General features: G+C 30.7%; 13 protein-coding genes. 10 read left to right on the forward strand and 3 right to left on the reverse strand.

Annotated features, from left to right (window positions below; genetic code table 11):
• Nucleotides 1-20: 20 nt before the first annotated feature.
• A complete protein-coding gene (locus tag ACWNT5_RS05465; RefSeq protein WP_456516837.1) occupies nucleotides 21-1,175 on the reverse strand; it encodes an aminotransferase class I/II-fold pyridoxal phosphate-dependent enzyme in 1,155 nt (384 codons plus the stop codon).
• Between the two features lie 149 nt (nucleotides 1,176-1,324).
• Here ACWNT5_RS05465 and ACWNT5_RS05470 point away from each other — a divergent pair, with 149 nt between their 5' ends.
• From ACWNT5_RS05470 to ACWNT5_RS05490, 5 genes are all read left to right on the forward strand, one after another.
• A complete protein-coding gene (locus ACWNT5_RS05470) occupies nucleotides 1,325-1,846 on the forward strand; it encodes a DUF2975 domain-containing protein (protein WP_299604922.1) in 522 nt (173 codons plus the stop codon).
• Nucleotides 1,847-1,848: 2 nt separating this feature from the next.
• A complete protein-coding gene (locus ACWNT5_RS05475) occupies nucleotides 1,849-2,367 on the forward strand; it encodes a DUF2975 domain-containing protein (protein WP_299604920.1) in 519 nt (172 codons plus the stop codon).
• Nucleotides 2,368-2,369: 2 nt separating this feature from the next.
• Nucleotides 2,370-2,576, forward strand: a complete 207-nt coding sequence (locus tag ACWNT5_RS05480) for a helix-turn-helix domain-containing protein (protein WP_219010780.1) — start codon at nucleotides 2,370-2,372, stop codon at nucleotides 2,574-2,576.
• Nucleotides 2,577-2,700: 124 nt separating this feature from the next.
• On the forward strand, nucleotides 2,701-4,014 hold the full coding sequence (locus tag ACWNT5_RS05485) for a metallophosphoesterase (RefSeq protein WP_299604916.1): 1,314 nt from the start codon (nucleotides 2,701-2,703) through the stop codon (nucleotides 4,012-4,014).
• 48 nt (nucleotides 4,015-4,062) lie between these two features.
• The gene (locus ACWNT5_RS05490) at nucleotides 4,063-4,605 is read left to right on the forward strand and encodes a GNAT family N-acetyltransferase (RefSeq protein ID WP_299604914.1); all 543 of its coding nucleotides are present in this window, start codon (nucleotides 4,063-4,065) and stop codon (nucleotides 4,603-4,605) included.
• 113 nt (nucleotides 4,606-4,718) lie between these two features.
• Here ACWNT5_RS05490 and ACWNT5_RS05495 read toward each other — a convergent pair whose 3' ends face one another.
• Nucleotides 4,719-5,720, reverse strand: coding sequence for a hypothetical protein (locus ACWNT5_RS05495; protein WP_456516838.1), 1,002 nt, complete (start codon nucleotides 5,718-5,720; stop codon nucleotides 4,719-4,721).
• A 311-nt stretch (nucleotides 5,721-6,031) separates the two neighbouring features.
• Here ACWNT5_RS05495 and ACWNT5_RS05500 point away from each other — a divergent pair, with 311 nt between their 5' ends.
• Together ACWNT5_RS05500 and ACWNT5_RS05505 are read left to right on the forward strand one after the other, a co-directional pair.
• On the forward strand, nucleotides 6,032-6,646 hold the full coding sequence (locus tag ACWNT5_RS05500; RefSeq protein WP_299604910.1) for a dual specificity protein phosphatase family protein: 615 nt from the start codon (nucleotides 6,032-6,034) through the stop codon (nucleotides 6,644-6,646).
• A gap of 31 nt (nucleotides 6,647-6,677) precedes the next feature.
• Nucleotides 6,678-7,730: an NAD-dependent epimerase gene (locus tag ACWNT5_RS05505; protein WP_299604908.1), complete on the forward strand. Its 1,053-nt coding sequence runs from the start codon at nucleotides 6,678-6,680 to the stop codon at nucleotides 7,728-7,730.
• 22 nt (nucleotides 7,731-7,752) lie between these two features.
• Here the strand turns inward: ACWNT5_RS05505 and ACWNT5_RS05510 are convergent, their stop codons facing one another.
• On the reverse strand, nucleotides 7,753-9,426 hold the full coding sequence (locus ACWNT5_RS05510; protein WP_299604906.1) for an ArnT family glycosyltransferase: 1,674 nt from the start codon (nucleotides 9,424-9,426) through the stop codon (nucleotides 7,753-7,755).
• Between the two features lie 195 nt (nucleotides 9,427-9,621).
• Between ACWNT5_RS05510 and ACWNT5_RS05515 the strand changes: the two genes are divergently transcribed.
• Genes ACWNT5_RS05515 through ACWNT5_RS05525 form a run of 3 tightly spaced genes read left to right on the forward strand, consistent with a single transcriptional unit; the run spans nucleotide 9,622 to nucleotide 12,959 of the window.
• Nucleotides 9,622-10,596, forward strand: a complete 975-nt coding sequence (locus ACWNT5_RS05515; protein WP_299604905.1) for a glycosyltransferase family 2 protein — start codon at nucleotides 9,622-9,624, stop codon at nucleotides 10,594-10,596.
• Entirely contained in the window at nucleotides 10,556-11,437 is an 882-nt protein-coding gene (locus tag ACWNT5_RS05520; RefSeq protein WP_299604903.1) for a lysylphosphatidylglycerol synthase transmembrane domain-containing protein, read from the forward strand. The genes ACWNT5_RS05515 and ACWNT5_RS05520 overlap by 41 nt, the downstream gene beginning before the upstream one ends.
• 49 nt (nucleotides 11,438-11,486) lie before the next feature.
• Entirely contained in the window at nucleotides 11,487-12,959 is a 1,473-nt protein-coding gene (locus ACWNT5_RS05525; RefSeq protein WP_299604900.1) for a glycosyltransferase family 39 protein, read from the forward strand.
• Nucleotide 12,960 lies beyond the last annotated feature (1 nt).

Here is a 12,960-nt window from a genome sequence, read left to right on the forward strand (position 1 = left end):
GACCCTTAATTTGTCCTTTTTTAATTTTTGACAAAGGTAGCTAACAGTTGTAAAACTTCTGCTATTTCTTCTTGCGTATTATAACTGTGTAAACAAAATCGTAATCGTTCTTTTCCTTCAGGAACTGTTGGAGATAAAATAGGTTTTACATCAAAACCTTGGTTATGTATTTTCGAGGCTATAGCTTTTACTTTTTCATTTTCAGAAATGATACAACAATGTATGGCAGAATCACTTTTAATAAAATATTTTTCTAATCCTATCGATTCTAGCTGCTCATTAAAAAACTGAATGATCCTACGAAGTTTCTTGATTTTAGTTGTTGCGCCTAGTTCTTTGTATGAAGACTGAATAGTGGCAATTGAATGCGGCGGCAAACCCGTGGTATAAATAAAACTCCTAGCAAAGTTTACCAGATATTGTCTCAATGCTAAAGATCCTAAAATAACCGCTCCATGACAACCTATTGCTTTACCAAAGGTATGAATACGTGCAAAGACTTTTTCTTCGAGTTTTAACTCCTGAATTAAACCTGCACCATTATTTCCAAACACACCTGTTGCATGAGCTTCATCTACAACAAAATAACAATCATTGGTTTCACATAATTGAGAAAAAGCTTCTAAATCTGGAACATCTCCATCCATAGAAAAAACCGATTCTGTTACTACATATATTTCCTGACTTTCATTAGATAAAGATCTTATTGATGTGATCCTTTTTTCTAGATCAATGTAATCATTATGCTTAAATTTATACGATTTCGCATTACTCATTATAATTCCGTCTCGGATAGAAGCATGAATGAGCTCATCATATAAAATTATATCACCTCGTTGTGGAATCGAAGAGAAAAAACCAATATTTGCATCGTATCCTGAATTAAAAATCAAAGCAGACGGTGCATTATGAAAATTAGCTAGTATTTCTTCAGTTTCGTTATATAAAGTATGATTTCCCGAAAGCAAACGTGAACCTGTTGCTCCATTCTCATGTATATCACGCTCAAATAATAACTGATGAGCATGATCAAAAATAACCTTGGAAGAAGAAAAACCTATATAATCATTAGATGAAAAATCAACTAAATTATTCTTAAAACCTAATACACGTAAAGCATCTTTCTCTTCTCTTTCCTGAAGCTTTTTATGAAGTTTTTTTGGTATTCCTTGCATACCGCTAAAATACAACAAAATGGAACTTACAACAGCAGTCAAAAGTTATAATCATGATTTCAAAAACAACAATTAAATATTCTTTTTTGATAAAAAATTATTGAAAAACAATAATTTTTGTATATTTGTTATCGTTAAACGATAATTTTATGAAGACGAAACAAATTATTACATTGATTAAAATTGCTTCTTGGGTCATATTTATTGGACTATGCATACAACTTGGAGCAATTCTTCTTTCTGGAATCATAAGCCTTTTCGGAAATCCGGAAGCATCAAATAATCTTTATTTAGGTTTAGATCTATCAGAACTCTATGAATTTTCCAAAAAATATTACTTACATGTTTTATCTCTACTCATAACGGTAACCTCATTGAAAGCATACTTATTCTATCTAGTAATCAAAATTTTTATGAAAATTGATTTTGATCAACCCTTTACCAAAACTATAGCATCTATAATTTCATCAATTAGCTATGTTGCGTTATGGGCAGGTTTGATAGCTTATTTAGCAAATGGTTATTGTAAATGGTTATTAAAGAAAGGAGCCGTATTTAGTTTAGATTGGGGGAATTCAGAATTTCTATTCATGGCGGGAATTATATTCATTATAGCTTTCATATTCAAAAGAGGTGTACAAATTCAATTAGAAAACGATTTAACGATATAGTTATGAGTATAAAAATGTTTGGAAAAAAATCGTTATCTACTATATTATTTTATAGTACTCGATTAATCATGTTCGGATATGGAATATTTTTGTTATTGATCATCATATCTTTGGTAAGCAATAATTTTGTTATCACTGAAACTAATGAGCTTCAGATTCATATTCCTTTTACAGGTTCTATGATTAAAGGAGCCTTTGATCCGTTCACATTCATTGGTGTTTTCTGTTTCCTTATTTTCTACGCTTCTTTTTTCTTGGTATTATCTTTCATTTTTAAAACATTTAGTGCTGAGAAACTTTTTACACAAGAAGCTATAAAATATTTAAAGTGGTTTACCATAATAAATCTAATCATACCTTTAGCATATGTGATAATAGGATTTTTAATAAATAATACTATCACACTAGATGATGTTACTCCTGCACTATTACATATTGGACTAGGAATCTTTGCAACATTTATCGCTACCATATTTAAACAAGGCTTTATTTTACAAGAAGAAAACGAATTAACAATATAACTATGCCAATAATCATTAATCTTGATGTCATGCTTGCCAAGCGAAAAATGAAGAGTAAGGAATTGGCAGAAAAAATAGGTATTACCACTGCAAATCTCTCTATTTTGAAATCAGGTAAAGCAAAAGCTATCCGATTTTCTACACTTGAAGCGATTTGTAAAGAACTGGATTGTCAACCAGCAGATATTCTGGAATATGTAGAAAATTAAAAAACATTTAGCTAGGCTCATCACCTTAATTTCTTAGCTGTAATTCATGGATACAGCACTCAATTTTGCAATGATATACATCACTGCACTGATATTTTATTGTCTAATTTTAATCAATCATCAAATGAAAAAAAAGAAAAAATGGAAGTTATATCTTCTATATCCAATACTTACAATTTGTACCATAATGTTACTAATTATTGGGTACAAATTGAATCAAAGCACCGTTACGTTAACCGAAAATGGAATTTATAAAACCCTACATATACCTATTAAGAATAAGTTTATAGATATTAATGTAAATCTTGCTGGAGCGGCAGATCAACTAAAATTTGAATCCGATTTTATACAAGGCCCTATTGTGAGTTATACTAATAACGAAACCCTTCAGGTAGCATGGTATAACGCAGGGAAAAATCATGAAAAAATTTATGACGCTAACATTAAGAGTTTTTCTATTCATACTGAAGATGAGAAACATGATTTTATCTTACCAGAAATCGATACTCCTCCAACAGTAATACAAACCACGCCTAACAAAGTAGCATTTATAAGCGATGTTCATGGTGATTTCGAATACATGAATAATGTATTATTTAACTTGAATGTAATCGATTCGTTAGGTAACTGGAATTTTGATACTAATCATCTGGTTATAGCTGGAGATATGGTAGATCGAGGAACTTCGGTAGATCAAGTACTTTGGAAAATTGTATTACTTTCTGAACAAGCTAAACAAGCAGGAGGAATGGTACATTATATTATTGGAAACCATGAGCAATATATCCTTAAAGGGAATTTTAGTAGGGTACACCCAAAAAACTTATATGCTACTCAGCAAATGATGCCTTTTTCAAAAGCGTATTCAAATAAAACTTATTTAGGAAAATGGCTACGAACAAGACCAGTATTACTTAAAATTGGAAATACACTCGTTACACATGGTGGAGTAAGCCCTGAAACTGTAGTGAAAAAATACACAGTTCAACAAATAAACCAAGCCATGTGGGACTACTGGAATGAAAAATCTATAGATGAGGACCTAAAGGAAATCATTTTGGGAAAAACCGGAGTTACACAATATAGAGGATACATTAGAGCCAATGATGAAGTTAAAAAAGCATCAAAGAATCAGGTACAACAGGTTCTTGAATATTATGACGCTTCTAGAGTAATCGTAGGACATACAAATGTTGATTCCATCACCCCTTTATTTAAAGGTAAAGTATACGATATTAATGCAATAGAAACCTCTCCTCAAGCATTACTATTAGAGAATAGCGAACCTAAAGTCATTAATATTGGTCTAGTAAAAGAAGAGAAAACCTATAAAACATATCATAGAGATTTTTCATTATCAAAAGCAAATGATCTAAAAATGATCGCTTTAACTATACATAGTATCATAAAACTTTCGATGATTCCTCACCCCTATTAAATTTAAATTATGAACAAAAAAAGATCAGAATAAGCGTATCTTCATATAATGAAAAATATACGATATACAACTTCTTCCAGCGACATAGAATTAGAACAAATTCTTTTACTTCAGCAAAGTAATTTATCTGAATCTATTACTCTAGACGAAAAACAAAATGAGGGTTTTGTCACTGTAAGACATGATTTTGATATTCTTAAAAAAATGAACCTCCAACAACCGCATATCATTGCCAAACACAATGATCAGGTTGTTGGATATGCATTATGCATGACCAAAGATTTTGGTAATGATATTGAAGTTCTCAAACCCATGTTTACAAAAATCGATACTTTGATTGAGCCAAGAATTAACTACATTGTCATGGGACAAGTATGTGTTGACAAAGCATATAGAAGACAAGGAATATTCCGAGGTCTTTATCAAAAAATGAAATCCTCCTTACAAGAAAAATATTCCTTGCTAATAACTGAAGTTGCTTCGAACAATCACAGATCATTAGAAGCACATCGTGCAATTGGTTTTAAGGATTTAATCGTTTATCAGGCTGATACTATGCAGTGGCATATCATCAGTTGGGACTGGACATGATTTTCCTTACATAATAAAACTGATTGAACTTTTTAAAACCATCTTAATTTTAAATACAAAAAAGGAGTTAAACACATGGTATAACTCCTCTCTTTATAGGTCTTTTAAGAAAATTACTCTATCCCGAGATACGGATTGTAAATATAAGTTTTACTAAAGTTTCCTAATCCATTAAAATACTCATCAACTAAATGAGCAGGGTAATATGCAATACCTCCTGCTAATAGTCCCTGATTACCTCCATCATCTTTGTCATCCCAGTTCCAAGGCGCATTAGCAGATCCACTACCGTATGATTTTTGAAATGATTTGGCATTACTAAAAAGGTTTGTATTAAAACGTTGATCCCACATACCACCGTTTTCAAATATATTCACCAATTTATATTTTACATTTCTATCATAAATATCAGATGGATATTCGCTAGTGGTTTTACTAGGGAAATATACTACATAATCACTCCCTCCAGGTTGTTGTTTAGCATGTGCTTTGATACCATGTCCTTTTGCCTCTGCGGAAGTTTTAAATCTAGTAATTCCATTATGATTTTGAGTAGTTAAAGTACCATCTATATCTTCACTCCCATTGGTTAATCCAGAGTTTGAAGCTTTATAAGAATAAAAATCAGAATGAAATATGGTTACAGCACCAATTGCTGTACCGTAGGTAGAGTTGTCTTTTTTTACAACTGTAAGTACACCTTCAAGATCATTTTCATGCTCATCAAAATGATATAAAAACCAAATATCTGTCCAGTCTCTTGGATGAAAAAATGCATAGGTAATAAAATAGTGCGTACTTGTTTCTACAACCGAATAATAACCAACTGCATTTCCTTTTCTGGAGGAATTGGCAATGTTGTCCCAATTATTTTTTGCATTTAGATCACCATCAAAATCATAAGCAGTGATGTAATCCGCTTTTCCGCTTAAACCATGAGAACCCGTTCTATCTACATCTTGATAGTGTACAGGTGCATGTTGATAAGCTAAATCTAAATAGAAACTAGAATTTTTATTCTCAGACACATCCTCCTCAAAAACATAAATATCCTCATTTGATTCGCATGCACATAATGTGAGTACTATAATAAAAAGTGTAATAATTTTTTTCATTTTAAATGATTTATAAGTTAGTTAAGCATCTAAAATTATAGTTTTCCTCAACGCTTTTTATTACCTGTAGATTAATTAATTTTTAACTAAACTGTTCTTCCCTACAAAAACACTTATTGATTGGTTTTAAAATTACAAAACACTAACAACCAATTATTTAAATCAAATTTTGTTATTAAAAAGTTATCATAAAAAATCAATTTTTAGGCAATTGTTTATGAATCATTATTAAATTATTAGGGTTGTCTTTATTCCTATTTTTAGGTCTTTTGATTCTTTAACTTCGTAAATGAAATTTAAAAAACACAGTAATGAAAACAACCAAAAAGTTTATTTTTTCTTTGTTATCTATTGCTATTGTATTTACCACTCTGTATGTTTATCATGTACACTTTAATTATAGGTTTACAGAGGTAACATCTGGAAAGGTATATAGATCTGCGGCGATTCCTGCTGATAAAATTGAGAGTTATCTAAACAAATATGGTATAAGAACTGTTATTGACTTAAGAATTGGAGCTGTTATAGATCCTCTAAATCCTAGTCTTACCAATGATATTACTAGAGAGCATGACATTATAGAAACCATAGATAATGTAACACATATTAATATTCCATCTCACCAAATACCTAGTAAGGAAAATTTAGAACAGTTTTTTGATGTTTTAGATAAGGACATATCTTATCCAATATTGATTCATTGTCATCATGGAACTGGTAGAGCGGTTTTATACACAGCTTTGTACCGTATTGAATATGAAGGCTTTTCTAATGAAGAAGCTAGAAAAAAAACTGTCTTCCCAGTACTTCTAAGTTCCTTTGATAATGGGACACCTAAAGGAGAGTGGTTAAAAGCCTATGAAATAAGAAGAACGAATGAATATGCATCATCAGAAGTTGTATCGGAAAACAATTCATCTCAATAATTGATTCTTAACTAACCTAATCTATAATCAAATGAAAATTTTAGTAACAGGAGCAGCTGGATTTATTGGTTTTCATGTAACCCGTAGACTTTTGACCATGGGACACGAAGTCATTGGTTTTGACAATATAAATTCATATTATGATCCTCAGCTAAAATATGACAGGCTTAAAGAGGTGGGTATACCCAAGAACTTGATTGTCGAAAAAAAATATGTTCAGTCGAGTATTCATTCGCAGTATCGATTTATTAAAATGGAATTGACTCAGAAAGCCGCATTAATGGATTTATTTCGATATGAACGTTTTGACGCTATCATACATCTGGCTGCTCAAGCAGGTGTACGTTATAGCTTAGAAAATCCAGACGTATATATTAAAAGTAATGTAGAAGGTTTTTTGAATATTTTAGAAGCGTGTAGACACTATCCTGTTAAACATCTTGCATATGCATCCAGTTCTTCAGTATATGGTAACACCAAAAAAACACCATTTTCTGTAGATGATTGTGTAGATCATCCTATTAGTTTATACGCAGCTACAAAAAAAAGCAATGAACTTATGGCTTATACCTATAGCCATTTATTCAAAATTCCAACAACTGGCTTGCGTTTTTTTACAGTTTATGGTCCTTGGGGACGACCAGATATGGCACCATCGCTATTTGCTGAAGCTATTATAAACAATAGACCAATACAAGTCTTTAATAACGGTAATATGGAGCGAGATTTTACTTATATAGATGATATCGTAGAAGGAATTGTAAAAGTAATATTTGATATCCCAGATGCCGAAAAAGGACACATTCCATATGTGCTTCATAATATCGGAAATAGCAATCCAATTAAGCTTATGGACTTTATTGATTCAATCGAGAAAAATTTGAATACTAAGGCAAAGAAGAACTTTATGCCAATGCAACCAGGTGATGTTCAAAAAACATATGCGGATATATCTAGTCTAACAGAAGCTGTTGGATACGCTCCACAAACCAATTTACAAGAAGGAGTGAAGCGTTTTACAGAATGGTATATTTCTTATTTCATTCGAAAACAAAGAACCAATAAATCAAAAACCTTAGTATAACCAAGTTTCATTACACAAATAATTATTCAACTTGGATTAGATATGCTTTTTCTAAGATAGCATCTCTTGTATTAGGATTCAAAAACTCTAAAGATAACCTGGTAATCCTATGGTGATATATCTCATATTCTCTTGACCAGCTTATATTCATAGCTTTCAACGACTCCAACTTATTACCATATAGAAATAACCATTGACCACTTTTCACTGTACTTGATACTTCTGAAATATGAACTGTAGGGGTAATTCTTTTGGTGTAAAAGTCGAGTGACCAGCTAGGTCTTCCATTTAACATCAGGACATCAGTTTTATTAATATCCTCCGAATTAATTACTCTTGCAGCATTGTTACCTGCCTGATATGATAATAGTTTTGGGTAAAATTGAGTATTTAAACAAAAATTGATCAAAATCATATACGATACCGATAGAATGATCAATTTTCTTATCGTTTTCATTTTTGTAGTTATTACATAACTTAATCCTACTAACAACAGTAAATAACACAAAATAATACCAACGTGTGGCATCGGAAAAGCCCAAAATATAAGAAACAATACTAAAATACTACCAATGGTTAGTATAACATACTGTAGCACTAAAAATACCTGAGAAGTACGTTTTTTATTCTTGTTGTACAATTCTGTTAAATAACCTGCTACTAAAACAGATAATATTGGTAATACGCTATTTAAATAATGCGGCAATTTAAACTTTGAAAAACTAATAACTATCAAAACTATGAAAACACCTAAAGAGGTTAATGTTTCTAGTTTAGGTTTAAAAATAAATTTGTTTATCCATAGTTCTTTACATCTATTAAATAAAGCTAAGTATGCTATAATTGACCATGGTAAAAACGCCCATAAAAGGGTATGAAAAAAGAAAAAATAATCAGGACTAGTTTCTTCAAAACCAGAGGCCGTTAATCTATTAAAACTTTGATCCCAAAGAATAAATCTAATTCCAGAAACATTCGACTGGCCATGTATAATTTTTTCGGGATGTAAATCGAATTGAACGTAATACGCATATAAAACTGGCAATATTGAGATAATGAATGATAACATACCGATTAAAGTTTTCCAAGACCAAATCACGTACCATCTTCGGTTATATGACACATATGTTAGTATGCAGATTCCTGCAACAAAGACTCCTAATTGACCTTTCGTAGAAAAAGCTATGGCTACTCCAATTGCTCCTAAAATAGCATGAATAACTTTTTCATGATTTATATATAATACTAGTTGCCATATTCCAAAAATAGTAGCACCTGTAAGAACAGCATCTGTTCTTACATCATGATTAGAAAGAACAATTGCTTGAGCAGATAAAAAAACTAATGAAGCAATGTGTCTTGCTTGTTTCCCATAAAACTCTTTAGCCAATCCATAACAAGAGATTGCTCCTATTCCCGTAAATAACAAAGCAGGAATTCTATACGCCCAATCTGATATTCCAAATATTTTAAATGATAAAGCTGCAAGCCAAAAATGCATATGTGGCTTATCTAGATAATCTTTTCCTGCTTTATAAATATTAAGGAAGTCATTTTCCAGATACATCCGCATTGCCATTGTTGCATGTTGTGCGGAATCATTCTCCATTAAGGGAATCCATAATCCAGATATATATACTATAAGCAATAATATGTATAGTATTATATAATCTTTTTTGAAAAGAAAATCTGTCATCTAAAAAGCAATAAGATCTTAATTAATAGTATCTAATTCGACCAAAAGTAGTGTAAGTACGTTTCTAAAAACAACCTCTAGCGAACTACTTAACAATTATATAACTCGACCGGAATTCCTTATTAATTTATTATCAATTACCCAATATTAAATTGATGTTCCGACTATAACTTTGATGATTTAAGAAGATTCCATATGCAGAGTATAAGATTATTATCAGTGGTAATTCCTGTATACAATGAAGAAGGAAATACGAGCTTGCTAACAGAAGCCATAGAAAATGGATTAAAAGGATATCGATATGAGATTATTTATGTAGATGATTTCTCTTCTGATAATACCCGAGAAGAAATAAAATCACTAAACAATCCTAATGTTGTTCTTGTAGAATTAAAAAGAAATTATGGGCAAAGCTCTGCTTTAGCAGCTGGTATTGACTATGCAAGAGGTGAATATATTATTACAATGGATGGTGATATGCAAAATGATCCTGCAGATATTCCTAGAATGTTAGAATTAGCCATCGATGAGGATTGGGATCTTGTTACCGGCATACGACAAAAGAGAAAGGATAATTTTATTAGAACCTTGCCTTCTAAAATAGCAAATTACATTATTCGTAAAGCTACAAATCTTCATATCACGGATGCTGGATGTGCCCTGAAAGTAATGACTTCAGAAACAGCTAAAGCGATTCCTTTATATGGAGAACTACATAGATTCATTGCATTAAACGCTCATATAGATGGTGCACGTATCACAGAAATTCCTGTAAAACATCACGCAAGAAAATTTGGTGTTTCAAAATATGGATTAGGAAGAACATTTAAAGTGATGAATGACCTTTTATTGATCATTTTCCAGCGTAAATACCTGCAAAAGCCTCTATATTTATTTGGAAATATGGGAATGTTATTTTTTGGAGTTGGCTTGTTGATTAATGTATACCTAATCATTTTAAAATTGATGGGGAATGATATTGGAACACGGCCATTACTATTATTAGGTGTGTTATTAATACTAGTAGGAATTCAATTTTTTACTATAGGGATTGTCACCGATTTATTAATGAGAACTTACTACGAATCTCAAAATAAAACTCCTTATAACATTAGAAAAATTACAACTTTTGAAACAAAAAAGAAAGAACCTGTTTTACACGTTTCTTAAAATTGGAATAACCGTATTATTACTATACCTAGTTTTTGCAAAAATTCCATTCACAGAAATTTGGGAAACATTAAAACGTGTAAATACTTTTTATCTTTTAATTGGGATAGTCTGTTTTATTTTATCCCAATGGATTTCTGCTGATCGACTTCTAGTATTGTTTACATCTTCAAGTTTTTATATAAGTCCAAAAAGCAACTATAAACTGTATCTAATAGGAATGTTTTATAATTTTTTTATTCCTGGAGGAATTGGTGGAGATGCTTATAAAGTATTTTTACTTCACAAGACTTTTAAATGGTCTACCAAAAAACTTACAGCATCTTTATTTGTAGATAGATTTATGGGATTGACGGCTATTGGAATTTTAATACTTATTTATGCTCTTATAATACCCATATTTGAAGAGACAAATATAATTGCAGGAATCATTCTATTATTAGTCTTAGGTATAACAGCTTCCTATATATTTATACAAAGGTTATTTCCAGCTTTTTTGTCTGACTATGTAAAAACCTTAGTACAATCTATTGCTATTCAGTTGTTACAATGCATTTGTATTCTATCGTTGCTAGCATCTATAACAAAAGTTGAATCCTATTCATTATATATTTTTGTGTTTTTAATTTCTTCGGTTTTATCCATTTTTTCATTTTCAGGAATAGGTGTTAGAGAAATGATTTTTTACCAAGCTTCTTCTATGTTGCAATTCGATACTGTAACTGCTGTATCTATTGGGGTTTTATTTTCTGCTATAACTGCTCTTGTATCTTTATTTGGAATTATATTTCATTTCAAAAAAGCAAATTCATATTTAAAACTTAGAGATCCGTTACAATAACGAATAGAGCATGAGCCGTCAGTTACATTTCCTAAAACAAATAGGCTCCATGAAGAACCACAGATCTTTTTTTCTTTTAATCATTACTTATTTTCTGACACATCTTTTTTTTCGACTATTACTTACAAATTCGTTAGAAGTAGATGAAGCAGAGCAAGTGTTTTTAAGCCAAAAGCTTTTACTTGGTTATAATCAACAACCACCTTTATATACGTGGATAATTATTTTTATCACAAAACTATTTGGATATAGTTTACTGAGTATCATACTATTTAGAACGGTATTATTGATTGGTATTTTTACACTTGTTTTTACAATATCAAAACAGTATCAAGACTCCTTTTTAGATGCAAATATTTCAACTTTAAGCTTATTATTATTTCTTCAGTTATCGGTTGAAAGTTTTAGACAAACCCATACAGTACTTATTACCTTTTCTGTTGTCTTCATGATCTGGTCTTTTACAAGACTTATTCGTAATCCATCGCATCTTAATTATATCATATTGGGTATTACTATTACATTAGGAATCCTATCAAAATACAATTTTGTAATCTCCTTATTAGCATTTTTATTAGCTGTTATATCAGATATAGAATACAGAAAAATAATCCTGAATAAAAAGATTAGTCTATCGATACTTGTTTTTTTAGTACTGATTACACCTCATTTTATTTGGCTGTATAAAAACATGACAACTACCAGTGAAGAAACCATTAATGATCTGGCAACACAAAACCTTTCATATATATCAACTATAACCCCAAGTATCTGGGCTATTAGTAAAGGGATTTTATCATTTGCAGGTTTGTTTTTTGTCTCTATGTTATTACTCTTTAAAGGGAAAATCAAGTCTATTTTCAAAACACAAAAAAATAGGTTTGTTAATTTTTTAGGTAGGTTTTTGACTCTTTCAGTATTGATCTTCGCTATCATTTTAATATTTACCAAAGCAACAAACGCTCATGAAAGATGGATTCAACCATTGCTTATTATTACCCCGATTTACGTGTTCTGTTGTATTGATGAGCATGAAAAATCAATAAAGAGATATACGATTTTTAAAAATATTTTAATAATTATGGCAGCTCTAACACTCGTATACAAGCCACTGAGTATTGGTTTAGGACCATCTTTAGGTTTTACAGAGCGAATCAATCGGCCTTACTTCAAATTTGCAAAATTCCTATTACAAAACCACTCATCACCACTAGAGAAATCAAATCTCATTATCTGTGATGCAATTGATTTTACAGGCACTATGAAAATGCTCATGCCTAATCATTTTTATGATACCTTTACGGCTAAAAATGATCTTTTTTACACTGCTATTGATCAGTATAATAACAAGACAATTCTCTTACTTGGAACATCAGAAAACAATCAAAAATTAGTTGACAGCATTAAGTCAAAAGTTAGTAATCTATCTATAATAGAATCCTCAAGCAAAACCTTTTTTTATAACTATAGCAATAAAAATACCTACACCTTTTATTACACCTTTATTACTATATGTAACTAAT

Source organism: Aquimarina sp. 433, from assembly GCF_054054605.1.

What these genes read in the sequence shown, in the direction of transcription:
- ACWNT5_RS05500 (WP_299604910.1), top strand. Translation starts at nt 6,032, where the DNA reads ATGAAAACAACCAAAAAGTTTATTTTTTCTTTGTTATCTATTGCTATT.
- ACWNT5_RS05510 (WP_299604906.1), bottom strand. Translation starts at nt 9,426, where the DNA reads ATGACAGATTTTCTTTTCAAAAAAGATTATATAATACTATACATATTA.
- ACWNT5_RS05505 (WP_299604908.1), top strand. Translation starts at nt 6,678, where the DNA reads ATGAAAATTTTAGTAACAGGAGCAGCTGGATTTATTGGTTTTCATGTA.
- ACWNT5_RS05470 (WP_299604922.1), top strand. Translation starts at nt 1,325, where the DNA reads ATGAAGACGAAACAAATTATTACATTGATTAAAATTGCTTCTTGGGTC.
- ACWNT5_RS05515 (WP_299604905.1), top strand. Translation starts at nt 9,622, where the DNA reads ATGCAGAGTATAAGATTATTATCAGTGGTAATTCCTGTATACAATGAA.
- ACWNT5_RS05475 (WP_299604920.1), top strand. Translation starts at nt 1,849, where the DNA reads ATGAGTATAAAAATGTTTGGAAAAAAATCGTTATCTACTATATTATTT.
- ACWNT5_RS05490 (WP_299604914.1), top strand. Translation starts at nt 4,063, where the DNA reads ATGAAAAATATACGATATACAACTTCTTCCAGCGACATAGAATTAGAA.
- ACWNT5_RS05495 (WP_456516838.1), bottom strand. Translation starts at nt 5,720, where the DNA reads ATGAAAAAAATTATTACACTTTTTATTATAGTACTCACATTATGTGCA.
- ACWNT5_RS05525 (WP_299604900.1), top strand. Translation starts at nt 11,487, where the DNA reads ATGAAGAACCACAGATCTTTTTTTCTTTTAATCATTACTTATTTTCTG.
- ACWNT5_RS05465 (WP_456516837.1), bottom strand. Translation starts at nt 1,175, where the DNA reads ATGCAAGGAATACCAAAAAAACTTCATAAAAAGCTTCAGGAAAGAGAA.
- ACWNT5_RS05485 (WP_299604916.1), top strand. Translation starts at nt 2,701, where the DNA reads ATGAAAAAAAAGAAAAAATGGAAGTTATATCTTCTATATCCAATACTT.
- ACWNT5_RS05480 (WP_219010780.1), top strand. Translation starts at nt 2,370, where the DNA reads ATGCCAATAATCATTAATCTTGATGTCATGCTTGCCAAGCGAAAAATG.